The sequence below is a fragment of the Amycolatopsis sp. cmx-4-83 genome, assembly GCF_046548815.1.
In the GTDB taxonomy this organism is placed as follows: Bacteria; Actinomycetota; Actinomycetes; order Mycobacteriales; family Pseudonocardiaceae; genus Amycolatopsis; species Amycolatopsis pretoriensis_A.
Genome location: NZ_JAEBEF010000012.1, coordinates 26,253 through 50,414, shown reverse-complemented (window position 1 = coordinate 50,414; position 24,162 = coordinate 26,253). Strand labels below are relative to the sequence as shown.

The following is a 24,162-nucleotide window of genomic DNA, read 5'->3' as shown; positions in this document are numbered from 1 at the left end:
GGACGGACGCGCCGCGGCCGCGCGACCGGTAGCTTTCGCGGCATGAGATGGCAGCCGTGGGTGGGGCGCGTGGTGCGCACCGTCGTCGTCACCGGGTTCGTGCTCGGGGCGACCAGCGGTGCGTCGCGCTGGCAGCCCGGCTCGCCGCCGATGACCCCGCTCGCGGCCGCGTGGCTCGCCGCCACCGGGCTGACGCTGCTGCTCGTCCACCGCTTCCCGCTGACGATCTTCCTGGTCACCACGGCGTCGGCGTTCGGCTACTACGCCTCCGGGCTGCCCGGCGGGCCGGTCATCCTCGTCCCGACCGTCGCGCTCTTCCTGCTCACCCGGCAGCGCGGGCCGCTGACCGCCGGGATCACCGGGTCCGCCGCGCTGACCGTGCTCTATCTGGTCCACGTCATGACGTCGGGGTCGTTCGCGCCGGCGTTCGGCGCCGGGTTCCTCGTCGTCTGGCTGGTCGCGGTGATCGGCGTCGGCACCGCCGTGCGGTACCAGTTCGACGCGCTCGCCGCCCGCCGCGCGCAGGCCGACGAGCACCGCCACCGGCTCGCCGAGCAGGAGCGGCTGCGCATCGCCCGCGAGGTCCACGACGTCGTCGCGCACAGCCTCGCCATGATCAACGTCCAGGCGGGCGTCGCCGCGCACGTCGCCGACCGGCGCCCCGAGCAGGCGAAGGAGGCGCTGCTGAACATCAAGGCCGCCAGCGCGTCCGCGCTCAAGGACCTGCGGGCCACCCTGGCCGTGCTGCGCTCCGGCGAGGACAAGGCGCCCGCCCCGAGCCTCGCTCAGGCCGGCGAACTGCTCGAACACGCCCGCGACGCCGGGCTGGCGGTCGAGGTCCACGGCGAGCCCGGCGACCTCCCGGCGCCGGTGGACGCGGCCGCGTACCGGATCCTCCAGGAGTCGCTGACCAACGTCGTCCGGCACGCCGACCGGCCGGAACGCGTGGCCGTCCGGTTCGAACGGCAGCCGGGGACCTTCACGCTGGGGGTGCGCGACGACGGTCGCGGCACCGCCCGGCCGACGCCGGGCCACGGCCTGCGGGGGATGAGCGAACGCGCCGCCGCGCTCGGTGGCCGGTGCACCGCCGGGCCGGTCGACGGCGGTTTCGAAGTGTGCGTCGAGCTGCCGATCGAGGGGGAAGCATGATCCGCGTCCTGCTGGCCGACGACCAGGTCCTGGTCCGCGCCGGGTTCCGCGTGCTGCTGGAGACCGAGGACGGCTTCGAGGTGTGCGGCGAGGCGGGCGACGGCGAGCAGGCGGTGGCCGGCGCGCTCGAGCACAAGCCGGACATCGTCGTGATGGACGTCCGGATGCCCGGCGTCGACGGTCTCGAAGCGACCCGCCGGATCACCGCGAACCCCGAGCTCGCCGGGACGAAGGTGCTGGTCCTGACCACGTTCGACGTCGACGAGTACGTCTACGAAGCGCTGCGGGCGGGCGCGAGCGGGTTCCTGCTGAAAGACACCGAGCCGGTCGAGCTGCTGCGCGCGCTGCGGGTCGTCGTGAGCGGGGAGGCGCTGCTGGCGCCGACCGTCACGCGCCGGCTGATCCAGGAGTTCGTCGGGCGCCCCGAGAACCGGCGCATCGACACCAGCGCCGTCCGCGAGATCACCGACCGCGAACGCGAGGTCCTCGCACTCGTCGCGGGCGGCATGTCGAACGACGAAATCGCCGCCCACCTGGTGATCTCGACGGCCACGGCGCGCACCCACGTCAGCCGCATCATGACGAAGATCGGCGCGCGCGACCGGGCCCAGCTGGTGGTGCTGGCCTACGAATCCGGGCTGGTCAGCCCGCGTCGCCCCGCCTGACCGCCCGCACGGTCCGCACCAGGAACACCACGGCGAGGACCGCGACCAAGCAGATCCAGATCATGCGGCGCCTCCTCTCCCGGCCGACTCTCTGCTCAAGAGGCGTCCGGGAGGGGGACGGCGTTCACCGACACGGCCGAACTCACCCGTTCGGGTCAGTTGTTGGTGCGCTCCGTCGGCGGCGCCTTCTGGACCTGCGCGGTCAGCAGCGTCTTGAACGAGCTGAGCGTCGCGTCCTTGGACGGGCCGAACGAGTCGATGATGATCACGCGGTTGTACAGCACGTAGACCGCGCGGTAGACCTGCTGGTTCGTGTCCGCCGCCGAGTACACCTGGACGCCGTGCAGCGACAGGTTGCGGTTGACGGTCAGGCCGCCTTCCTGCTCCGCGTTGCCGTACTCGGCCGCCACCGCGGAGGCGGCCTGCGCGTTCGGCAGCTCCAGCGCGAACAGGCCCAGCGTGACGTCCCCGTCCTTGGTCGTCTTGAGCAGGCCTTCGGTCATGCCGCTCTGCTTGAGCTTCTCGATGACCGTCGTCGGCAGGTACTTGGCCGACTGCAGCTTGTCGAGGTCGAACTCGCCACCGCCGGCGCGGGTCGTGCCCGCCGGGGTGACCAGGGAGGCGGAGTTGTCGGCCGGCTCCGGCTTGGCCGCGGGCGGCTCCGGGAGCGGCTTCACGGTCGGCGCGGGCGGCGGCTGCTGCTGGCTCGAGCTCTGCGCGACCGGCGGGTTCTGGCCGCCGCCGTCCTTGATGAACAGCGCCCAGACGCCGAAGCCGAGCCCGGCCACCACGAGCACCGCGAGCACGGCGAACGCGATCTTCTTGCCCTTGCCGGACGACGGCTGGGTCTGGAAGCTCTCCGGGCCCTGGCTGATCCAGTCGGCGTTGGTGGACGGCGCCAGCGGCGGGAACTCCGAACCGCCCCACGGCGGGCTGACGTCCTGCTGCTGCGCGCCCCACGGGTTCTGCTGCTGCATCGGCTGGGCGAACCCGCCGGCGGGGGAGGGCTGGCCGTACTGCGGGGGCGGCTGCTGCTGCGGGAACCCGCCCGAGGGCGAGTGCGGGTGCTGCTGTTGCTGCCACTGCGGGACGACCTGGGTCCGCTCGCCACCGCCGGCGTCGGCCGCGGAGACGACCTGCGTCGCTTCGGCGGAGTTCTCCTGCGACTGCGGCTGGGGCGGGGACACCGGCGGGATGATCTGGGTCTCGGCGGCGTTGCCGGCCGGTTGCGCCTGCGCGGGCTGGACGGGCTGCGCGGAGGCCGCCGACTGGCTCTCGCCGGTCGACACGGCCATGGACAGGACCCGGTCCCGCCGCGCCCGGTATTCGTCGGCCGTCAGGTTGCCCGCCGCGAGCTCCTCGTCAAGCCTGCGCAGCTCTTCCTGCCAGGTCACCCCGGTACCCCCTTGGGTATGTCGCCTGCGAGTGCGAACTGAGGGTTCGCACGGAGTCATTGTGCACGGGTGTGCTCACCTGTTCGTCGCCCACCACCCCGTCGTTACCTCGGCGTGGCGGAGGTCAGCGCGGGTGCGCCGCGAGCACCTGCCCGAGCAGGTCGATCGTCTGGTCGCGCAGCAGCGCCGACGACCCGCCGATGACGCTCCGCTCGACCAGTTCGAAGGTCACGATGTCGCGATCGGCGAACAGGCCCGCCATCTCCTGCGCCGTGCTCTGCGCCACCGTCTCGGCGTGCACGATGGTGACGTCCTGGCAGGTCGCGGCCAGGAACGGGCTGGCGAACTGGGTGAACGAGTCGGCGACCACCGCCGTGTTCGGAGCTATCGAACCCTTCGGCTTGGCGCCGTCCGGCTGGCTCAGGTGCAGCGGGGACTTGAAGTCGCTGGCGATGTAGCGGGTCCGGTCGGCGCCGCCGTCGGTGGACAGGCTGTACGTCGTCAGCGAGCGCTGTTCGTTCTTGCCGAGCACCCGGGCCAGGTCGGCGGGCCACGGCCGGACGCCGGTCGGCGCCGCCTGCCAGTTCGCCGTGCTGCCGGGCTGGAGGGCCGAGCCCAGCGCGTACGTCATCACCAGGCCGCCGTCGAACGACCAGTGCGTGTCGTTGCGGTCGTACAGCGAGTGCCCGACGCGCTTTTCGGCGTCGGCGAGCGCCGGCCGCAGGTCGATCGCGCCGGCCTCGCGCGGCACGCGGTTCCAGAACTCGGCGGTCCGCGCCTGCGCGCACGGCTTGCCGACGTAGGTGTCGGGTAGGTGCGACGGCTCTTCGCTGTACTTGTCCGGCGCGATGACCAGCTCGAACTTCCGCCCCGACCGCTCGACGACGCCGCGCAGCTTCCGCAGGGCCGCGACGACGTGGTCGGTGTCCATCACCGGGCGGCACCGCGCGTTGACGTCCTCGCCGAGGTAGAGCCAGCCGTCCTTGCCCGGGAGCACGGTCGGGTAGACGTACCCCGGGACGTCGCCGGTGTTCGGCTGCCCCTGGTCGACGCCGACGGTGCCGCCGTCGTGGCTGGTGCCCTGGCCGGACCCGGGCGGGTCGCCGAAGACGCCGGTGCCGATCGCGTCGGCGGCCTGCACCCCGGCCTGCCGCAGCGGCAGGTGGTCGGTCGCCCAGCCGGACAGGCCGGTGAAGAACCCGAAGCCGTCGGACAGGCTCGGGAAGTCGCGCAGCGGCCGGTTCTCGAACGCGGACGGCCGCACGCCGACCGCGGACAGGAACAGCGGCGTGACGAAGAAGAAGGCCGCGCAGGCCAGTGCGGTGCGCTGGCGCTTGCTGTGCCGGGGCCGGTAGAGGTTGTGCTCCTTGGGGAGGAACGACTCCGGGGTCCTCGGCAGCGCCGGCTGGGTGGGCAACTGCGACGGAGGACGGGACGACACGGCCGTATCCTAGCGCCGGGCCGGTACCGGGCGGTTCCGGAATCGGTGATCTCGGAGGGACGTGCGATGAACGGTGGCCGAGGGCCGGGCTACGAGGCGCGGCTGGCCAGGGAACGTGAGACCTTCGCCGGCCAGGAGGAGATCCACGGCAACCTGCCGCCGTCGGCGCACCGGTGGTCCAACCGGCACGTGCGCCCGAAGCTCGAAGCGCTCGGCGTACCGGGCCTCGACGAGCTGATCGTCGGGCAGATCGCCGAGCGCGCGCGGCAGCTCTCGCGGGACGCGGTCGTGCTGTCGCTGGGCAGCGGCAACGGCGACCAGGAGCTCGGCTGGCTGCGCGGCCTCGCCGCCGAAGGCCTGGACAACGTCCGGCTGCGGCTGCTGGAGCTGAACCCCGAGATGCAGGCGCGGGCCGAGGCCTCGGCCCGCGAGCAGGGCGTGGCCGACCGCGTCGAGCTGATCACCGCCGACTTCAACACCTGGCGCGCCGACGCCGAGCACGACGTCGTCGTCGGGTTCCAGGCGCTGCACCACGTGCTGGACCTCGAACACCTCTACGGCCAGATCAAGCGCAGCCTGACCGCGGACGGCGTCCTGGTCGTGCACGACATGATCGGCCGCAACGGGCACCGCCGGTGGCCCGAAGCACACGAGGTCGTCGACCGGATCTGGGCGACGCTGCCGCCCGAGCTGCGCCACAACTCGCTGACCGGGCGGACCGACGAGCGGTTCGAGGACGTCGACTGCGCCGCCGACGGGTTCGAGGGCATCCGCGCCCAGGACGTCCTGCCGGTGCTGCTCGACCACCTGCACCCGAGCCTGTTCCTGCCCTACGGCAACGTGATCGACCCGTTCGTCGACCGCATCTACGGTCACAACTTCGACATGGACGACCCCGCGCACGTGGCCCTGATCGACGAGATCGGCGTGCTCGACGACAGCCTGCTCGACCTCGGGCTCGTCACCGGCACGCGGCTGACCGCGCTGTTCCACCCGACGCCGCAGCCCCTGCGCGTGCACGGCAACCGGACGCCGGAGCGGTCGGTGCGCGACACCCGCGTGGTCGACCCGGCGGGCCGCGTCTCGTTCCGGCCCGGCGGCACCAACGGCGAACGGCTGGTGAGCGGCGCAGGCGTCGTGACCGGGCGGATGAACGGCGTCGCCCACGACGACTGGGCGGCGCCGTCGATCGAGTTCCCGGTGCTGACCACGGCCGGGGTCGAGGCGCTCGAGCTCAAGACGTACCTCCCGGACGACGCCACCGAGCACGGCAGCGTCACGGTGTCCGTGGACGGCGTCCCGGTCGCCAAGGCCGACGTCGGCGCGGGGCTGACCGAGCAGGTGCTGCCGGTCCGGCTCGACGCCCACCGGCAGGTGCGGCTCTCGCTCGACGCGGACTGGTCGATCACGGCCGGGCTGGGCGGGGACCGCCGCACACTGGCGTACGTCCTGGTCGGACTGAGCCTCCGCTAATCTGCCCGCCATGGGCAAGGGGACGAGCGGTGAGCGCCTGATCGAGTGGACCGGCGAGCGGTGCGTGCCGTGGACCGAAGACCTCCAGGTGATCTACGAGCACTACCACCGCTACGCGTTCGCGGGCCGCTTCACCGCCGGCAAGCGCGTCCTCGACCTGGCCAGCGGCGAGGGCTACGGCGCCGCGCTGGTCGCCACGTCCGCCGCCGAGGTCGTCGGGCTCGAGATCGACCCGCGGACCGTCGAGCACGCCCGCGCCCGCTACCCGCACGTCCGGTTCGAGGTCGGCTCGATCACCGACCCGGCCGCGCTCGAGGGCGAGGTCTTCGACGTCATCACGTGCTTCGAGGCGATCGAGCACGTCGACGAGCAGGACCGGCTGATGGCGCTGGTCCGCAACCGGCTCGCGCCGGGCGGGGTGTTCCTCTGCAGCACCCCGGACATCGAGGTCTACACGCACGACCACGGCAACGAAAACCCCTACCACGTGCACGAGCTGACCGAATCGGCGTTCCGCTCGCTGCTGGCCGGCAGCTTCGCGCACGTCGCCGTGCTGCGGCAGAACGTCGCCGTCGGCTCGCTGATCCACGACAACGGCGCGGGCACCGGCGCCGAGGTCCTCACCGTGCGGCCCGACGACGCCGACGGCTGGGTCATCGAATCCGGCGCGCCCCACACCTACTTCGTCTCCGTCGCGTCGGACGAGCCGCTCGACGTGCCCTCGACGTCCGCGATGATCGACCCGAAGCTGACGCTCGTCGCCCGCGCCGCCGCCGAGGCGGGCCGCCTGCGCGACGGGCTGGGCCGCGCGGAAGCCGAGCGCGACCGGGCGACGGCGTCGGTCACGCGGCTCACCGGCGAACTCGCCCAGGTCACCGCGGCCGAACAGCGGGCCGCGTCGGAGCGGGACGAAGCACTCCGGCAGGCCGAGCGTGCCCGTGAGGACCGCAAGCGCGCGGCCGACGAGCTGAACCGCCTGCAGCGCAAGGCCGGCTACGACCGCGAACGCCTGGAGTGGCTGGCCGGCAACAACACCGGCCTCAGCGAGACCATCGGCAGGCTCGCCGCCGAGAACGAGAAGCTGCGCGCCGAGACGTCCGCGCTCGTCCAGCGCGTGATCGGGAAGTACCGCGGCTCGATCGAGAAGTACGCGCCCCGCGGCACCCGCCGCCGCGACTTCTACGAGACGGCGCTCGGGCGCCCGGCCGGCGTGCTGCCCGGCGAGCCCGCCGGCGTCCCGGGTCCGGTCGCGGTGACCACCAGCGACCAGCCGATCGTCAGCGTCGTCATCCCGGTGTACGGCAACTGGACCTACACCCGCGGCTGCCTCGACTCGATCCAGCGGCACCTGCCCGCGACGCCGTTCGAGGTGATCGTCGTCGACGACAAGTCGCCGGACGACTCCGCCGACCGCGTGGCCGGCTGCGCCGGGGTCCGGCTGATCCGTGCCCCGAAGAACCTGGGCTTCGTCGGCGCCTGCAACCTGGGCGCGGAGAACGCGCGCGGCGAGTTCGTCTTCTTCCTCAACAACGACACCGAGGTCCGGCCCGGCTGGCTGGACGAGCTGGTCGCCGTCGTCGAGACGCGGCCGGACGTCGGGCTCGTCGGGTCCAAGCTGGTCTACCCGGACGGCCGCCTCCAGGAGTGCGGCGGCATCATCTGGGCCGACGGCACCGGCTGGAACTACGGCAGGCTGCAGAACCCGGACGCGCCCTGGTACCAGGCCCTGCGCGACGTCGACTACTGCTCCGGCGCGGCCCTGCTCGTCCGCCGTGAGCTCTTCGAGCGCATCGGCGGTTTCGACCAGCGCTTCGCCCCCGCGTACTACGAGGACACCGATCTCGCCTTCGCCGTGCGCGCGGCCGGGTACCGGACGATGGTCCAGCCCGCGTCGGTCGTCGTGCACCACGAGGGCATCACCAACGGCACCGACGTCTCCTCCGGCGTGAAGCGCCACCAGGAGCTCAACCGCGGCGTCTTCGTCGACAAGTGGAGCGTCCAGCTGCGCGACCACTTCCCCGAGGCGAGCCCGCGGGCGGTCTGGGCCGGGCGGCAGCGCACGGCGGACGGCCACCGCGGCGGCACCGTGCTGGTCGCCGACCACCAGGTGCCGATGCCGGACAAGGACTCCGGCTCGGTGCGGATGTTCCGCATCCTCGAACTGCTCGTCGGCCTCGGGCAGCGCGTCGTCTTCATGCCGCTCAACAACGCGCTCCCGGAGCCGTACGCCGAGGCGCTGTACCGCGCGGGCGTGACGGTGGTGACCGGCCTCGGCGAGCAGCTGGAGTTCCTGCGCGGCGCCGGCGCCGACCTGAGCCTGGCCGTGCTGTCCCGGCCGCACGTCGCCTGGCAGCTGCTGGAGCAGGTCCGCGAGCACGCGCCCGACTGCGTCATCGCCTACGACACGGTCGACCTGCACTTCGTCCGCCTCAACCGGCAGGCCGACCTGGCCGCGCAACTCGGCGAAACCCGCGAAGAGCTCACGCTGCGGCGGCGCGCCGAAGTGCTGCGGGAGTCGGAACTCGGGCTCACCCGCGCCACCGACGTCACCTTCGTCGTGTCCGATGTGGAGCGCGCGCTGCTGCGGGAGCTGGTGCCGTCGGCGCGCGTCGAGGTGCTGTCCAACGTGCACCACGCCGACGGCTCGGTCGCGGTTCCCGAAGGCCGCTCCGGCGTGCTGTTCGTCGGCAGCTTCGACCACCTGCCCAACCGGGACGCGGCGCGCTGGCTGGCGGAGGAGATCATGCCGCTCGTGCGCCGCCGCCGTCCGGACGCGGTCGCGCAGATAGTCGGCAGCAACCCGCCGAAGGAGATGTTCGAGCTCGAGCGCGACGGCGTCGTCGTCCGCGGCTGGGTCCCGAACCTCGACAGCGCGTACGGCGAGGCCAGGGTCGTCGTCGCGCCGCTGCGCTTCGGGGCGGGCGTGAAGGGGAAGCTGGGCGAGAGCCTCGGCTACGGCGTCCCCGTGGTCGCCACCCCGCTGGCCGCCGAGGGCATGCACCTGACGCACGGCCAGGACGTCCTCGTCGGCGCTTCGGCACAGGAGCTCGCCGACGAGATCGTCACGCTGCTCGAGGACGACAAGCTGTGGCAGCGGCTGTCCGAAGAGGGCAAGACGGTGGTGGACCGCCTGTTCGGCGCCGACGTCGCCCGCCGCACGCTCACCGGGGTGCTCGAGCGGCGCGGCTGATCAGCTGGGCGGCAGCGCTTTCTTGAACACGGCGACGGCGTTGTCGAGGCTGGTCTTCAGCTCGTTCTTGTCCTTGTCGAACGGCTGCGACGCCCAGAGCACGATGGCGACCTTGCCCGAGGTGTACCAGGTGCCGTCCAGCCGCTGGTCGTCGTTGCGGCCGGTGACCGACGCCGGGTCGGCGGCGATCGGGGCGAACCCGCCGGCCGCGGCGGCGTCGCGCAGGTAGTCGACGATCGCCTTCGCACCCTCGGCGTTCTCGGCGGGGATCGCGTAGCCGAGGAACCCGGTGTCCCCGGCCGACGAAGCGCGGTAGACGAGCTGCGTGACGCCGTGCTGCGAGAAGACCTGCGCGGCTTCCTTGGGGTACAGCTTCAGGTCGAGCCCGCGGGCCAGCGACATCGTCGAGCTCTCCGGGTGCTGCAACCCGGGCAGCGGCGGCACCTGGTCCTCCAGCTGCGGCTGGGTCGCGGCGGCGGGCGGCTGCGTGACGGAGGGCGTGAACGACGAGAGGGCGCTGGGCGCCGGGTCCTCGTTGCCGAGCCACATCGTCGCCCCGACGACCATGCCGAGCACGACCAGCACGCCGAGCGCGATGAACGGCCAGGTCGGCCGGCCCGGCGATCCGCCTTCGGTGTCCCACCGGTGCTTGCCCGACGGGCCGTCCGGTTCGAGCTGCGGCGGCCGCGGCTCGCCGCCCGGCGGCGTGATCGGCGGGAACCGGCTGCCCGGCCCCTGCTCGGCCGGCCCGTCGACGCGCAGGTAGCGGGTCGGCGTGATGTCGGCCGGGCTCGGCGCGGTCGTCATGTGGTCGGGGATGGCGGGCACGTGGCTCGTCGAGACCGTCTTCGGCAGGCCGGTCCGCTGCCACGGCGGGGGCGGCAGCGGCACCGCGGGCCGGGGCGACTCCATGCGCTGCACGGGCGCGACGGGGTGGACCGGCGTGGGGTGGCTCGCGGGGTTCGCGCTTCGCCAGGTTTCACCCGGACGGCGTAGCGGCGACGGCACCGGTGACGGCACGGTCGAACCGGAGGCCTGCGCGAGCAGCTCATCCCGCTGTTTGCGGTGGTCAGCGGGCTCGATGCGACCCTCGGCAAGCTCCGCGTCGAGACGGCGAAGCTCTTCCTGCCAGCTCATCCAAGGACCCCCATCCACCGTTCGGGGCATCAGTCTGGCACGCGCTGCCGACCTGCGAGGTTGCGGTTTGAGGTTGATCGGCAACGTAGCGCAAGTCGGCCGGTTTCGGGAGTCCCCTCCCGGGTCACCCGTCGAGCGGCCGAAAACTGTCGTACATATGTTCTAAAATTGGCGTTGTCCAGGGGAGATGCCGCCCGCGTCCGCGGGTGGCGTGATGGAGGAAGGCAGGGCCATGGCCTACATCACCCTGTCCACGTTCGTGGGCTACAGCGCGAGTTCCGGTCCGTCGCGGTCGTCGTTCGTCCGGCGGCAGCGGAGGCAGTACGAAGACCCGGCGCGAGCGGCGTTCAACTACTACCGGCGGGCGGCCAACGCGGTGCGGTCCGGCCGGGCGGCGAACCAGGACGAAGTCGCCTTGCGCGCCCTCGTCAACGCCGCCGACGACCGGACGAAGCCGCACTACGCGGCAATCGCCGACGGCTGGCTGCGCTACCTCGGCCGCAGGTCGCCGGGGCTGGTCGAGGTCGGCCGCGGCCGCTGCCGGATCGGCGAGCTGGAGATCGGCGTCAGCCCGCAGATGGGGCTCCGCAAGAGCGACGGCCGCCGGTACGCCACCTGGCTCTACTTCAAGGAGGAGCCGTTGGCGAAGTCCTCGGCGCAGCTCGCGCTGTGGGTGCTGGAGCAGGCGATGCCCGACCTCCTGCCCGGCGGCGAGGCACTGGTGATCGACGTCCGCCGCGCGAAGGAGTACCAGCTCTCGACGCGTGACCGCGAGCGGCTGAAGCCGTGGGCGCGCAGTGAAGCGTCCGCGTTCTTGACCCTCTGGGACGCCGCCTGAGCCCGGGGGAGGCGCCGGGAGCGCCCGGCGCCTCCCCTAGCATCGGCCCCCGAGCTTTCAGGGGGCGACGATGAGACTGGTCGCGGGGCGGTACGCGATCTCGGCCGAGCTCGGCCGCGGCGGGATGGGCGTGGTCTGGCGCGCCGAAGACCAGGTGCTCGGGCGCCCGGTCGCGCTGAAGGAACTGGCCACCCCGCCGGGCACCAACCTCGAACGCGTCATGCGCGAAGCCCGGACCGCGGGCCGGCTCAGCGACCCCGGCGTCGTCACGGTGTACGACGTCGTCAGCGAGCAGGGCGCCACGTTCATCGTCATGGAACTCGTCGCCGCGCCCACCCTCGCGGACGTCGTGGGCCGCGAAGGCGCGCTGGCGAACGACCGCGTCGCCGCGCTCGGCCTGCAGGTGCTCGGCGCGCTCGAAAGCGCGCACCGGGCCGGGATCGTGCACCGGGACGTCAAGCCCAGCAACATCATGGTGCTGCCCGGCGACCGCGTGAAGCTCGCCGACTTCGGCATCGCGCGGGCCATGGACGACCCGGGGCTGACGCAGACCGGCGGCGTCATGGGCTCACCCGGCTACATGGCGCCCGAGCTGTTCGCCGGCGCCGGCCCGTCGCCCGCGGCGGACCTCTGGTCGCTCGGCGCGACGCTGTTCCACGCCGCCGAAGGCCGCGCGCCCTTCCAGCGCACCACCACGGCCGCGACCCTGCACGCGATCATGTACGACCAGCCGGTGCTGGAGCGCTGCCGCGGGCCGCTCGCCGACGCCGTCCGCGGCCTGCTCACGCAGTCCACTTCGGACCGGCTGACCGCGTCCGGGGTGCGGGAGCTGCTGGAAACCGCGCGCACGGCGATCACCGGCTCGCCGACGCAGGCGGTCGACCCGGCGTCGCTGCCGACGATCGTCTTCGAGCCGGTGACGGCGAAGGTGGCCGCGCCGTCACCGACCACAGTGGACTGGGACCGGCCGCCCAAGAAGCGGCTCCCGCTGGTGCTGGCCGGGGTCGCGGCGGCGGTGGTCGTCGCGCTCGGCGCGATCTTCCTGCTCAAGCCGTCGGCGCCGCCCCCGGTGGCGGCTGCGGGCGCGACCTCGGAGCAGCCGCCGGCGCCGTCGAAGACCGCGTCGCCCAGCCACAAGAAGCCCCCGGCCCCGAGCGCGTCCGCTTCGACCTCGCCGACGACGAGCACCGCGGCGAAGCCCGACCCGGCGAAGGTGCCGCTGATCCGCTTCCACCAGAAGGACGGCGGCCACTTCAGCGGCACGAAGAAGGTCGGCCCGCCGGGCGGCTTCACCAAGGAAGGCATCTTCGGTTCGCTCGTCGCGACGGCCGAGCCGGGGACGCGGAAGTTGTTCGCGTGCAAGGTGAAGGACCAGAAGGACTGGTTCACCTCGCCCGACCAGAGCGGGAAGTGCGAGGGCCAGCAGGCGCTCGGCCTGCTGGGGAACATCTACGCCGACCCGCCGTCCGGCGCGAGCGCGCGGGCGCTGTACCGCTGCAACGCGGGCGCGAGCCACTTCGACTCCCTCGACGCCGGCTGCGAGGGCAAGAAGAAGGAGTTCCTGATGGGCTACCTCGTCCTCTGAAGCAGCACCTCGGCGACGAGCTCGGGCCGCGTGACGAACGGGTGGTGCGCCACCGGCAGCTCGACGACGTCGGTCGCCCGCGCGGCGTGCTCCCGCTGCTTCTCCGGCGGCGTCGCGAGATCGTCCCCGCAGACGACGTAGGTCGACGGCTTCACACGCCACGCGGCTTCGGTCGTCCGCTGGCCGAACACGACCTCGTTCTGGGCGGCGAGCCTCGCCGCGGCCGCCGCGTAGGTGACGTCGTCGAAGTCCTGGGCGAAGAGCGGCCGCACGAGCTCTGCCCGGACGCTCGCGGTGCCGTCACCGTGGCTGACGTGCCGCGGCTCGCCGCCGCCGAAGTCCGCGAGCGCCTGACCGACGTCCGGCAGGAACGACGTCACGTAGACCAGCCGGCGGACCGCGGGGTGGTGGCCGGCCTGTGTGATCACCATCCCGCCGTAGGAATGCCCGACCAGCAGCGCGGGCTCGTCGGAGGCGTCGAGCAGCGCGCGAACGGCCGCGACGTCGTCGTGGAGATCCCCGCGCGGCTCGGCTTCGCAGCTCGGCAGCACGGCCGCTGAGCTGCGCAAACCCCGCCGCGCGAGGAGGTCCGCCGTCGGCTGCCACCACCAGGCGCCGTCCCGGACGAAGGCACCGTGGACGAAGACGATCCGCATGGTGACAACCTGACAGACTCCACCCGGTCGAGTGACACGGTTCGCGGCGAGCGGACGGGGACTGGACAAACCGAGGGTCGAACACGAAGCTTTCGCGTGTTCTTCTGTGCCTGGCCAGACTCGAGGTCCTAAAAGTGAATGCTGCCTGGGAAGCCGTCTCCCGCGTCGTGGACGAGCCCGCCTGGTACTGGGTGTACGACAAGCTGGGGTTCTGGCCGAGCACCTACGCCCACGCGTGGCCGGGCTTCCGCGAGCCGGCGCCGTCGCGCACCTGGGACCTCTCGCCCGGCGACCTGGACCGCGCCTCCGCCGAGTTCCGCCTCGGCCCGTACGCGGTCGACGAGCACCAGGTGGCCGCCATCGCGCTGGCCGCGTTCCGCGAGGTCTGCGGCCCGGACGACTGGCTGTGGGCGCTGCACTGGCAGCACCAGACCTACCGCGTCCGCCCGCACCTGATGACCGAAGGCGCCCGCTGGCCGGTGCCGGCGTTCCCGCGCGCGGACTACCACCTGTTCCTGGCCTCCGACTTCTCGTTCGGCACGCTCGGCCACCCGTGGGAGCGCACGCTGTGCGTCTTCGGTGAGAAGCTGGTGCCGGCGTTCGAGCGCCACGGCGAAGGCGTGCTGACCAACGTCCTGCGCCGCGACGGGAAGCCGTCCGCGCTGGCCCGCTGAGCCCGGCGTTGATCTCTTGCTACCGTTCTGCTGGTGTTCGAGTACCACGGCTGGCTGACGATCCAGGCGACCGCGAGCGGCGACGACGACGCGGCGCTCCTGGAGCGCCTGGTCGACCGCGTCCACCGGGCGGTCCGCGACGCCGGTGACTTCGACCTGGTCGACCTCCGCTGGAGCGCGGGCATGCCGATGCTCCACTTCGCCGGCTTCGACAAGCACGGCGGCCGCCTCGGCCCGGAGCTCCTGGACCTGTTCACGCGGGTGGGCGAGCTGGCCGCGGGTTCGTACGGCCTGCTGTACACGTGGGACGACCAGGACACCGAGCACGACAACGAGTTCCGCGTCTACCGCATGGCCCGCGGCCAGGTCACCGAGCGCGAAGACCCCCACCTGACCCCGGTCGCCCCCACGGTCCTCGACGTCTACGAGCTGTAGCCACATCGCAACCGCGGCTGAGTAGTACTGCTCAAGACACCCGCGACCGCCGGACGAGACCGTGGTCACATGACCAAAACCGGAACGACGTCCCCCACCACGACGGCCTTCTACATCCAGGCGGCCCTCTCCTTCGCCCTGGCAATGGCGGCGATCACCGGCGGCATCGCGTACCTCCCGGTGAACGGCTGGGTCCGCGGCTTCCTCGCGCTCGGCATGCTCTACCTGGTGACCTCGACGTTCACGCTCGCCAAGTGCGTCCGCGACAGACAGGACGAGACCTCGGTGGTCTCCCGCGTCGACCAGGCCCGCCTCGACAAGCTCCTCGCCGAGCACGACCCGTACAAGACCACCGCGGTGTGACCGGGGACGGCCGACCGCGGTGACGATCGCCGGGGATCACCCGAAAGACTGAAGGCCGCCTCCCGGGCGAACCGGGAAACGGCCTTCAGTTTTGAGCGGATGACGGGATTCGAACCCGCGACCCTCACCTTGGCAAGGTGATGCGCTACCAGCTGCGCTACATCCGCACTGCCTTGCTGATGTGAAGACTCTATACCCTGCCCCTACTGGGCCGAACGCCGGGTCCCCCGGTGCCCTGACCCGGTGCTTCGGCGTCACAGCTGGCGTACAAGGGGTGACGACGGCTGATTCCCTCCGTATGGTGTCCCCATTCGACCGAACGGGGAGACCTTCGGGGAGGAGGTGCCGGGCCGGATGACCGAGCTGGGCACGGTGCCGCCACCAGCGGCCTCGGAATCCGACGAGCAGGCACTGCTGCAACGGCTCCGCAACGGCGAAGACGCCGCGTTCGGGGAGCTGTTCGAGCTGCACGCCGCCGCCGTCCGCCGGCTCGCGCAGAGCCTGGCCGCCGACCGGTCCGAGGCCGAGGACATCACCGCGGAGACCTTCTTCCGCGTGCTGCAGGCCCTTCGCCGCGGGGCCGGCCCTCGCGACTACGTCCGCGCCTACCTGCTCACCGTCGCCCGCCGCGTCTCGTGGGAGTGGCACGGTGCCCGCCGGGACGTCCCGGTGTCCGACGACGAACTGACCTTCCGCGCCGGGGCGGGTGCCGACACGCACGCCCGCACCGCGGAGCACACGCTGATCACCACCGCGTTCACCAGCCTGCCGGAGCGCTGGCGGACCGTGCTGTGGCAGACCGAGGTCGAGGGCGAGCAGCCCGCCATGGTCGCGCCCCACTTCGGGTTGAGCGCGAACGCCACCGCGGCGCTGGCCCGCCGGGCGCGCCAGGGGCTGCGCGCGGCGTACCTGCAGGCACACCTTTCGGTGAACCGCGGGCCGGACTCGTGCCGCTCGGTCGTCGAGAAGCTCGGCGGGTTCACCGCGGGCAGCGTCACCGGCGCCGAGGCCGAGCGCATCAAGGCGCACCTGCACGGCTGCGCGTCGTGCCGCGCCACCCAGGACGAGCTCCGCGACGTCTGTTCGTCGCTGCGCGCGCACGCCGGCGTGCTGGTGCTGCTGGTGCCCGCCGCCGCGTCCGTCGGCGGCAGCGGCGTGCTGGCCGGGCTCGGCACGACGATCAAGGGCGTCCTGGTCGGGTCGAAGGTCAAGATCGGGCTCGCGCTGGCGTCGACCGCCGCCGTGGGCGCGGTCGGGGTGGCCGCCGGGCCGGTGGTCTTCGGGTCGGCGTCGGTCCAGGACGTCGGGCTGACCGGCGGGGCGCCCGAGCTCGTCGTGGTGCCGCCGACCGAGACGCACCACCAGCCGCCACCGCAGCAGCCCGACGCCCAGATCGGCATCGGCGTGCTCAACGGCCGCGGTACCGGCATCGCCCTCCCGGTCCGGCCGCGGGCCGGCGCCGGGCAGCTCGGCGCGAACGAGGTGCCGTACGTGCCCGCCGGCGACGTCCCGGCCGGCGAAGTCGGCGGCGGCGACGGACTCACGCCCCGCGAAGACCTCACGTCGTCGACCTTGAGCGCACCCGACCACCCGGCGACGTCGCCGCGGCTCGACACGACGACGACCCCGGACCTGACGATGACCACCGAGTCGAGCGACTCGCCGGAGAGCGCCGAGGTGCCCGAGCTGTCGCCGACGGGCCGCCCCGAAGCCTCCACGCCGCCGTCCGACGGCACGAAGCCGAAGGACGACGAGAGCGGCACGACCGAGCCGACGACGACGGTGACGCCGACGTCCGGAAAACCGTGCCCGAGCAGCACGTCGGAAGTCACTGGTTCGAGCGAACCTTCGGAATCGACCGCGACCGGCTCCGAACAGCGGTGATCCACTTCGCCGGGTGGGATGTCCGATTCCTCCCTCGCGCGGTCGCGGCCGGGCACGGTACCGTTGTGCTGCTCACCCTGCGGGCGGCCCTGGAGGCAACTGAATGAACCGGCTGGTGCGCGGCGAAGACGGCCGCGACTGGGTGGTCCGTGCCCAGATGGAATGGCGTGCGCCGGCGACGGCCGACGACTTCGAGCACGACGTCGCGGGCAGCTACGGCCCCGGCATCGCGATGATCGTGGTGACCGCGCTCTTGGCCGTCATCCTCGTCGTGTGGACGCCGGACCAGGTCAACATCCCCGCGTGGGTGCTGCTGGCGCTGCTGCTCGTCATCCTGTTCTTCCCCCTGCGGTGGATCCTGCGCCGCCCCTGGACGGTCGTCGCGGAGACCGAGGGCGACGTGACCGGCGACCGGCCGTCCGAGCGCTGGGTCGGCACCATCCGCGGCATGTTCACCGTGCAGGGCGAGGTCAAGAAGATTTCCAAGACCATCCAGCGGCACTCGCTGCCGGACTTCGACGGGCCGCTGCACCCGGTCGAATAGCCGGTACCGGAATTCGGCCGAAGGGGTGAAACTGGGGACATGCCCGAGCTACCCGAGGTCGAAGCGCTGGCCCACCACCTGCGTGAGAACGCGGTCGGCCAGACGATCTTCCGCATCGATGTCGCATCGCTGAGCGTGCTGAAGACGGCGACCCCGCCGTGGACCGACATGCACGGCCGCGAGATCACCGGCGCGACCCGGCACGGCAAGCACCTCGACGTCGTCGCGGGTGACCTGCACCTGGTCGTCCACCTGGCGCGCGCGGGCTGGCTGCGCTGGTCCGACGGCCTCGCCGCGGCGCCGCTGAAGCCGGGCAAGGGCCCGATCTCGCTGCGCGTGCACCTCGAGTCCGCGACCGGGCCGGGCTTCGACCTCACCGAAGCGGGCACGAAGAAGGGCCTCGCCGTGTGGATCGTCAAGGACCCCCAGGAGATCGCGAGCGTGGCGCGCCTCGGCCCGGACGCCCTCTCCCTGGACGCGACCCAGCTGCGTGAACTGTTCGCCGGCAAGAACACCCGCTTGAAGTGGGCGCTCACCGACCAGTCGCTCATCGCCGGGATCGGCAACGCCTACTCCGACGAGATCATGCACCGCGCGAAGCTCTCGCCGTACGCGACGATCGGCAAGCTCGACGACGGCGCGCTGGAAACCCTCGCCGAGGCGATCGTCGAAATCGAGTCCGACGCCGTCAAGCGCTCGGTCGGCCAGAAGGCCGCGCGCCTGAAGGGCGAGAAGCGCTCGGGCCTGCGGGTCCACGCGCGGACCGGCCTGCCGTGCCCGGTCTGCGGCGACACGATCCGCGAGATCTCGTTCGCCGACAAGTCGTTCCAGTACTGCCCGACCTGCCAGACGGGCGGCAAGCCGCTCGCCGACCGCCGGATGTCGCGGCTCCTGAAGTAGCAGATTCGCCCGTTCGGCCGCACGTGCTGCGCCGGGCGTCTCCGACGGCGGGTCCGCTTCCGGCGAAACCCACGCCTTCCTGCGGCTTTCGCCGGAAGGGGTGGAACAGGCGACGCCTCCCGCGTGTTGCGGACAGTGACCACGCGGGCCCGGTTCCGACTCTCGGTAGGGTCCCTTCAACCCTCGGTCATCACAGTTGGACAGAAAGTGGGAACAGGCCTTGCACCCGGTTGGTCGAGCGCAGAGCATGGACGCCGTGTCCGGGTTTCCGCTTGCGCAGATCATCCCGTGGGGTGTCGCGGTCCTGCTCCTCGTCCTGGTGATCGTGCTGCTCGTGAAACAGCGCAAGCCGGCCAGCTTGAAGGAAGAGGCCATGCTGGAGGCCGTCCACCGGATGTCGAAGGCCGCGCCCAACCTGCGGTCCGGGCTGGACGAGGACGCCGCCGACAAGATCACCACGCAGCTGCTGCAGATGCTCGACTGCGTCGCCGTCGGCATCACCGACAGCGAAGGCACGCTGCTGTCCTGGGACGGCGAGGCGAACGAGCACTACGTCGACCTCGTCGAGGCCATCGGCGCGGCCATCCGCAAGCACCGCCGCGAGGTCGTCGCGCACGACCGGATGCCCTGCAACCACCGCGGCACCTGCCGGATGAAGACCGCGGTCATCGTGCCGCTGCTTGTCGAGGGCGAGACCGAGGCGGCGCTGATCGTCGTCGGCCGCACCCGCGGGCGCCTGGTGCAGATGGCCGACGCGGTCGCGCAGTTCGTCTGCACGCAGTTCGAGCTGTCCCGGCTCGACGAGTCGAAGCAGCAGCTCCAGCAGGCCGAGATCAAGGCGCTGCGCGCGCAGATCTCGCCGCACTTCGTCTACAACGCGCTGAACACGATCTCCGCGTTGATCCGCACGGACCCCGAAGAGGCGCGAGAGCTGCTTCAGGACTTCGCCGACTTCACGCGCTACTCGTTCCGCTCGTCGGGCATGTTCACCTCGCTCGCCGAGGAACTGCGCAACATCGACCGCTACCTGACCATCGAGAACGCCCGCTTCGGCGGCCGGCTCGAGGTGCGGATGAAGATCGCGCCCGAGGTGCTCAGCGTCGTCGTGCCGTTCCTGATCATCCAGCCGCTGGTGGAGAACGCGGTCAAGCACGGGCTGGCCAGCAAGCCCAGCGGCGGCTGCGTCACGGTGATCGCGCAGGACCACGGCACCGAGGCGCTGATCAGCGTCGAGGACGACGGCATCGGCATGGACCCGCGGCGGCTCAACGACGTCAAGAACGCGCACAGCACCGGCGCGCACGTCGGGCTCGGCAACATCAGCCAGCGCATGCAGCAGGTCTTCGGCAACGACTACGCGGTGATGGTCGAGACCGCGCCGGGCGCCGGCATGAAGGTGACGCTGCGGGTGCCCAAGTTCGTCCCGGGCGTCCGCCCGAACATGCCGGACTACAGCTCCGACAACGACACCGCGCCGGCCGACGTCCCCACGCAGAGCGGCCCGGCCCAGCTCAACGGCGCCGACGTGAGCGGAGTCAACGGCACGCGCTCGGGCATCCTCCCCATGGGCTGAGTCCCGGCTAGCCTGGCTTCATGAGCGTTACGGAGAAGCTGGCTTCGCGGATCCCGGTGCTCGCCGACCGCGTGGAGCGCAAAGACGTCGTGGCCGTGGTGAAGCTGCACGGCGTGATCACGCCGTCGCCGTCCCCGCTGGCCAGGGGCGCGATCAACCTGAGCGCCGTCGAATCGGCCCTGACCAGGGCTTTCGGCCACGAGCGGCTGAAGGCGGTCGCCCTGCTGGTGAACTCCCCGGGCGGCGCGCCGACGCAGTCCGGGCTGGTCGCCGAGCGCATCCGCCAGCTGGCCGACGAGAAGAAGGTCCCCGTCCTGGCGTTCTGCGAGGACGTGGCGGCATCCGGTGGTTATTGGCTGGCGTGCGCGGCCGACGAGATCTACGCCCACCGCACCTCCATGGTCGGTTCGATCGGCGTGATCAGCGGCGGCTTCGGCTTCACGGGGCTTCTGGAGCGCTTCGGAATCGAGCGCCGCCTGCACACGGCGGGCGCGAACAAGTCCCGCCTCGACCCGTTCTCGCCGGAGAAGCCGGAAGACGTCGAGTGGCTCAAGAAGATGCACACCCAGCTCCACGACCTGTTCGTCAGCTGGGTCAAGGAACGCCGCGGCGACCGCCTGACGACCACGGAGGACCTCTTCACCGGCGACGTCTGGCTCGGCGCGAAGGCGGCGGAGCTGGGCCTGATCGACGGCCTGGGCAGCCTCCGCCAGATCATCACGGAGCGCTTCCCGGACGCGGAGATCTCGGTGGCCGAGCCGAAGCGCCCCCTCCTGGCCCGCCTCGGCATCGGCGCCCCAGCGGCGGCGTCAGCGGTCTTGGACGCGGTGACGCAGAAGGCAGCGTGGTCCCGCTTCGGCCTCTGACGAGTGACTTGCGCAGACTTCTGAAAAAGTGTGGCCGCGGCCCGTGCGCTGCGCAATGTACTGGCTCACCTCCCGCGGGATGTGGCGGCGGCGCTGCTCGACGAGTTCCCCTGGGTGGACGTTCTGCCGGCCGCGGAGCAGGCGCAGTTCGTCCACGACTTCGCGCGTGCGTTCCAGGCTTCCGCGGAGCTGGGGCAGTGGTCGGTGCTCGCCCAAACGATCACGGAATGGCGCAGCACCGCCGCCATCCACGCTGACCCGGCACTCGCCGGCAAGCTCAGCGGTCCGATCGACGAGGACTTCGGTCCGGTACCGGGCCCACGGACGCCTGAACGATGCCCGCAAAACGTGGCGACCGCTTCGCGACTTCCGTGTCCGGTTTGAGCACTTCCGGGCAGACTTTGTGACCTACATCACCCTTCCCTCGTAACGCCCCTGGCTCCGAGGCAAGACGTCAGGTCTCCTAATCGACGGGCTTTGTTGCGATCGGCAACAAATCCGGACGACGAGGAGGTCGTACCCGATGCCCCACTCCCGAAGATTCGCACTCGCCGCCGTGCTCGGCGCAGCGCTCATCGCGGTTCCTCTGACCATGCCCGCCGCGGCGTCGATCCCGCCGCCCGAATCGGGCTGGACCACCGTCTTCGCCGACGACTTCACGGGCAGCTCCGGCTCGCTCCCCTCGAGCTCGAACTGGATCGTCGACACCGGCCACAGCTACCCCGGCGGCCCCGGCAACTGGGGCACCGGCGAGATCCAGAACTACACCTCGAGCACCGGCAACCTCTCGCAGGACGGCGCCGGCAACCTCCGCATCACGCCGTTGCGCGACGGGGCGGGCAACTGGACGTCGGCGCGGATCGAAACCCAGCGGACGAACTTCAAGCCGCCGGCCGGCGGGGTCATGCGGATCGAAAGCCGGATCCAGATGCCGAACGTCACCGGCGCCGCTGCCCTCGGGTACTGGCCCGCCTTCTGGGCGCTCGGCGGCCCGTACCGCGGGAACTGGTGGAACTGGCCCGCCGTCGGCGAGTTCGACATCATGGAAAACGTCAACGGGATCAACTCCGTCTGGGGCGTCCTGCACTGCGGCGTCAACCCCGGCGGCCCGTGCAACGAGACCACCGGCATCGTCGCCAACCGCGCCTGCCCCGGCAGCAGCTGCCAGTCGGCCTTCCACACCTACCGATTCGAATGGGACGCGAGCACCAGCCCGCAGGTGTTCCGCTGGTTCGTCGACGGCCAGCAGTTCCACTCCGTGAGCCAGAACCAGGTCGACGCCACGACCTGGGCGAACATGACCACCCACCAGGGTTACTTCGTGCTGCTGAACGTCGCCATCGGCGGCGCGTTCCCCAACAACAACTCCGGCACCACGACGCCGGGGCCGGGGATCGTGCCGGGGCACCCGATGGTCGTCGACTACGTCACCGTCAGCACGCGCGGCGGGACGGGCGGCGGCACCACGACCCCGCCGACCACGACGACACCACCGGGGAACGGCGGCAGCGCCTACAGCACCATCCAGGCCGAGTCGTACAGCCAGCAGAACGGCCTCGCGAAGCAGACGACCAGCGACACCGGCGGCGGCCAGAACATCGGGCCGGCCGGCAACGGCGACTGGGCGCTCTACCCGAACGTCGACTTCGGCAGCTCCGCCGCGACGAACTTCCAGGCGCGGGTGGCGTCCGGCGCCGCGAACGGCGTCAGCGGATTGGTCGAAGTCCGGCTGGACAGCTTGTCCAACGCCCCCATCGGCAGCTTCGCTGTCGGCAATACCGGCGGTTGGCAGAGCTGGCGGACGGTACCCGCGAACATCAGCGCGGTCACCGGCGTGCACAACGTGTACGTGACGTTCACGAGCGGCCAGCCCGCCGACTTCGTGAACCTCAACTGGTTCACGTTCGTGCACTGAGACAGGAAGGACCCGCGGGCGGCGGTGCCGTCCGCGGGTCGGCCTCTCACTTCAGGCAGACGGGGGCTGGACATTGCACTCGGCAATGGGCAGGATGCGTTTCACTGTGAGTGCTCACGATGACACCCGGAAACTCGTGGTCCTGGCTGTGGACGACGAGCCGAACGGTCTTGACGAACTCGTCCACTGCCTGCGCAACAGCCCGCACGTGGCGAAGGTGTTCCCGGCGATCGACGCCTCCGAGGCGCTTCGGTTGCTGTCCACCGACGACCCGCGGTTGCGCGAGCGCAAGGACCGCGGCCTGCCGATCGTCGACGCCGTCTTCGCGGACATCGACATGCCCGGGCTGTCCGGGATGGAGATGTCCCGCGTCTTCGCCGCCCTCCGGCCGTCGCCCGCGCTGGTCTTCGTCACCGGGCACGCCGAAGAAGCGGTCAACGCCTTCGACCTCGGTGCGCTCGACTACGTCCTGAAGCCGTACCAGCAGGACCGCCTCGACCGCGCGATCACGCGTGTGATCGACAAGCTGGCCGCCGCTGCCGCGCCCCCGCCGGGCGCGCTGGGCGGCGAGCCGGTGAAGAACGACGACGAGGTGATCCCGGTCGAACTGGCCGGCACCACCAAGCTCATCCCGCGCTCTTCGGTCCGCTGGGTCGAGGCGCAGGGCGACTACGCGCGGCTGTTCACCACCGAAGGCAGCCACCTGGTCCGGATCCCGCTGGCGCAGCTCGAGGAACGCTGGGAAAAGGCCGGTTTCGTCCGGATCCACCGGTCGTTCCTGGTCGCGTTGCCGCTGATCACCGAACTGCGGATGGGCCAGGGCGGCTACCAGGTCGTGATCGGCAACGAGGAGAAGGTGCTGCCGGTGAGCCGACGGCACACCCGTGCGCTGAAGGACCGGCTGGTCGGTTCGGGCCGGAACGGCTGACCTGGGCCCGGTCATGACCGACGACTTCTACGAGCGCCGCGCGAACGGCGTGCGCGAACCGGATCCGACGCTCGGCAGGCGGGCCCGCCAGCGGCCGCTGCCGCAGCCGACCGACCGGGCCGTCGTCGAATCGCTGCCGCCCGCGCCGGAACCGGAGAAGCAGCCGAAGCCGGAGCACCACGCGAAACCCAAGCGCGAGCGGGTGATCCTGGCCGACCCGCGTCGCGCCGGCGGCACCCTGCGCGCCCGCGTCGAGCTGGAAGAGCAGACCAGCTGGGGAAAGCTGCTCGTCCGCGACCACCTGGTGAAGGTGCAGCTGCGGACGGCGGTGCTCCTGGCGCTGCTGGTCGTCGTCGTGTTCGGTTCCCTGCCGGTGCTGTTCTACCTGGTTCCCGGGTTCTCCCGGTCGAGCCTGGGCGGTATCCCGGTGGCCTGGCTGATCCTCGGCGTGCTGCCGTTCCCGTTCTTGTTCGGCGTCGGGATCTGGTACAACCGGCTGGCCGAACGCAACGAACGCGCGTTCGTGGACATGATCGAGAATTAGTTCCGCGC

The 24,162-nt window shown here is 71.6% G+C and carries 22 protein-coding genes and 1 tRNA gene; 18 read left to right on the top strand and 5 right to left on the bottom strand.

All coding sequences use genetic code 11. The features are described 5' to 3' along the window. Window positions 1-42: 42 nt before the first annotated feature. Both ACLJQM_RS34450 and ACLJQM_RS34445 read left to right on the top strand, forming a co-directional pair. Complete coding sequence (locus ACLJQM_RS34450) at window positions 43-1,149, top strand: sensor histidine kinase (RefSeq protein ID WP_410634553.1); 1,107 nt, start codon at window positions 43-45, stop codon at window positions 1,147-1,149. Continuing rightward, the gene (locus ACLJQM_RS34445) at window positions 1,146-1,814 is read left to right on the top strand and encodes a response regulator (RefSeq protein ID WP_247016046.1); all 669 of its coding nucleotides are present in this window, start codon (window positions 1,146-1,148) and stop codon (window positions 1,812-1,814) included. The genes ACLJQM_RS34450 and ACLJQM_RS34445 overlap by 4 nt, the downstream gene beginning before the upstream one ends. A gap of 155 nt (window positions 1,815-1,969) precedes the next feature. Here the strand turns inward: ACLJQM_RS34445 and ACLJQM_RS34440 are convergent, their stop codons facing one another. Together ACLJQM_RS34440 and ACLJQM_RS34435 are read right to left on the bottom strand one after the other, a co-directional pair. After that, window positions 1,970-3,208 carry a DUF1707 domain-containing protein gene (locus ACLJQM_RS34440; RefSeq protein ID WP_410634551.1) on the bottom strand — a complete coding sequence of 413 codons (1,239 nt, stop codon included), beginning with the start codon at window positions 3,206-3,208 and terminating at the stop codon, window positions 1,970-1,972. A gap of 124 nt (window positions 3,209-3,332) precedes the next feature. Further along, window positions 3,333-4,649: an alginate O-acetyltransferase AlgX-related protein gene (locus tag ACLJQM_RS34435; RefSeq protein WP_410634549.1), complete on the bottom strand. Its 1,317-nt coding sequence runs from the start codon at window positions 4,647-4,649 to the stop codon at window positions 3,333-3,335. A gap of 66 nt (window positions 4,650-4,715) precedes the next feature. Between ACLJQM_RS34435 and ACLJQM_RS34430 the strand changes: the two genes are divergently transcribed. Both ACLJQM_RS34430 and ACLJQM_RS34425 read left to right on the top strand, forming a co-directional pair. Continuing rightward, window positions 4,716-6,122, top strand: coding sequence for an SAM-dependent methyltransferase (locus tag ACLJQM_RS34430; protein ID WP_410634547.1), 1,407 nt, complete (start codon window positions 4,716-4,718; stop codon window positions 6,120-6,122). A gap of 10 nt (window positions 6,123-6,132) precedes the next feature. Next, entirely contained in the window at window positions 6,133-9,312 is a 3,180-nt protein-coding gene (locus tag ACLJQM_RS34425) for a glycosyltransferase (RefSeq protein WP_410634545.1), read from the top strand. Here the strand turns inward: ACLJQM_RS34425 and ACLJQM_RS34420 are convergent, their stop codons facing one another. Then, window positions 9,313-10,449, bottom strand: coding sequence for a hypothetical protein (locus ACLJQM_RS34420; protein WP_410634543.1), 1,137 nt, complete (start codon window positions 10,447-10,449; stop codon window positions 9,313-9,315). A 232-nt stretch (window positions 10,450-10,681) separates the two neighbouring features. Between ACLJQM_RS34420 and ACLJQM_RS34415 the strand changes: the two genes are divergently transcribed. Together ACLJQM_RS34415 and ACLJQM_RS34410 are read left to right on the top strand one after the other, a co-directional pair. Next, entirely contained in the window at window positions 10,682-11,287 is a 606-nt protein-coding gene (locus ACLJQM_RS34415; RefSeq protein ID WP_360775469.1) for a hypothetical protein, read from the top strand. A 70-nt stretch (window positions 11,288-11,357) separates the two neighbouring features. Continuing rightward, window positions 11,358-12,872 carry a serine/threonine-protein kinase gene (locus ACLJQM_RS34410; RefSeq protein ID WP_410634541.1) on the top strand — a complete coding sequence of 505 codons (1,515 nt, stop codon included), beginning with the start codon at window positions 11,358-11,360 and terminating at the stop codon, window positions 12,870-12,872. On the opposite strand, the gene ACLJQM_RS34405 is transcribed toward ACLJQM_RS34410, so the two are convergent. Continuing rightward, a complete protein-coding gene (locus ACLJQM_RS34405) occupies window positions 12,857-13,528 on the bottom strand; it encodes an alpha/beta fold hydrolase (RefSeq protein ID WP_410634539.1) in 672 nt (223 codons plus the stop codon). The genes ACLJQM_RS34410 and ACLJQM_RS34405 overlap by 16 nt on opposite strands. Window positions 13,529-13,662: 134 nt before the next feature. Here ACLJQM_RS34405 and ACLJQM_RS34400 point away from each other — a divergent pair, with 134 nt between their 5' ends. The 3 genes from ACLJQM_RS34400 to ACLJQM_RS34390 all read left to right on the top strand — a co-directional run bounded on the left by ACLJQM_RS34400 (window position 13,663) and on the right by ACLJQM_RS34390 (window position 15,000). Further along, the gene (locus ACLJQM_RS34400) at window positions 13,663-14,202 is read left to right on the top strand and encodes a DUF2716 domain-containing protein (protein WP_410634538.1); all 540 of its coding nucleotides are present in this window, start codon (window positions 13,663-13,665) and stop codon (window positions 14,200-14,202) included. 33 nt (window positions 14,203-14,235) lie between these two features. Then, window positions 14,236-14,637, top strand: coding sequence for an immunity 7 family protein (locus ACLJQM_RS34395; protein WP_360775133.1), 402 nt, complete (start codon window positions 14,236-14,238; stop codon window positions 14,635-14,637). 69 nt (window positions 14,638-14,706) lie between these two features. Then, a complete protein-coding gene (locus ACLJQM_RS34390; protein ID WP_247016026.1) occupies window positions 14,707-15,000 on the top strand; it encodes a YiaA/YiaB family inner membrane protein in 294 nt (97 codons plus the stop codon). Between the two features lie 94 nt (window positions 15,001-15,094). Here the strand turns inward: ACLJQM_RS34390 and ACLJQM_RS34385 are convergent. Then, window positions 15,095-15,167: transfer RNA gene (locus ACLJQM_RS34385), tRNA-Gly, on the bottom strand. Window positions 15,168-15,354: 187 nt separating this feature from the next. On the opposite strand from ACLJQM_RS34385, the gene ACLJQM_RS34380 reads away from it, so the two are divergent. From ACLJQM_RS34380 to ACLJQM_RS34340, 9 genes are all read left to right on the top strand, one after another. Continuing rightward, complete coding sequence (locus tag ACLJQM_RS34380; RefSeq protein WP_247016024.1) at window positions 15,355-16,884, top strand: sigma-70 family RNA polymerase sigma factor; 1,530 nt, start codon at window positions 15,355-15,357, stop codon at window positions 16,882-16,884. A 103-nt stretch (window positions 16,885-16,987) separates the two neighbouring features. Further along, on the top strand, window positions 16,988-17,428 hold the full coding sequence (locus ACLJQM_RS34375; protein ID WP_086858118.1) for a DUF983 domain-containing protein: 441 nt from the start codon (window positions 16,988-16,990) through the stop codon (window positions 17,426-17,428). Window positions 17,429-17,467: 39 nt separating this feature from the next. Beyond that, the gene (locus ACLJQM_RS34370) at window positions 17,468-18,328 is read left to right on the top strand and encodes an Fpg/Nei family DNA glycosylase (protein ID WP_086858117.1); all 861 of its coding nucleotides are present in this window, start codon (window positions 17,468-17,470) and stop codon (window positions 18,326-18,328) included. A 247-nt stretch (window positions 18,329-18,575) separates the two neighbouring features. After that, the gene (locus tag ACLJQM_RS34365) at window positions 18,576-19,901 is read left to right on the top strand and encodes a histidine kinase (RefSeq protein ID WP_360775129.1); all 1,326 of its coding nucleotides are present in this window, start codon (window positions 18,576-18,578) and stop codon (window positions 19,899-19,901) included. A 20-nt stretch (window positions 19,902-19,921) separates the two neighbouring features. Next, a complete protein-coding gene (locus ACLJQM_RS34360; RefSeq protein WP_360775126.1) occupies window positions 19,922-20,767 on the top strand; it encodes a S49 family peptidase in 846 nt (281 codons plus the stop codon). An 81-nt stretch (window positions 20,768-20,848) separates the two neighbouring features. Further along, the gene (locus tag ACLJQM_RS34355; RefSeq protein WP_410634535.1) at window positions 20,849-21,151 is read left to right on the top strand and encodes a hypothetical protein; all 303 of its coding nucleotides are present in this window, start codon (window positions 20,849-20,851) and stop codon (window positions 21,149-21,151) included. Window positions 21,152-21,290: 139 nt separating this feature from the next. Further along, window positions 21,291-22,682, top strand: a complete 1,392-nt coding sequence (locus ACLJQM_RS34350; protein ID WP_360775123.1) for a carbohydrate-binding protein — start codon at window positions 21,291-21,293, stop codon at window positions 22,680-22,682. Window positions 22,683-22,776: 94 nt separating this feature from the next. After that, a complete protein-coding gene (locus tag ACLJQM_RS34345) occupies window positions 22,777-23,610 on the top strand; it encodes a LytR/AlgR family response regulator transcription factor (protein WP_033261013.1) in 834 nt (277 codons plus the stop codon). Window positions 23,611-23,623: 13 nt separating this feature from the next. After that, entirely contained in the window at window positions 23,624-24,154 is a 531-nt protein-coding gene (locus ACLJQM_RS34340; protein WP_410634534.1) for a hypothetical protein, read from the top strand. The last annotated feature ends 8 nt before the right edge of the window (window positions 24,155-24,162 follow it).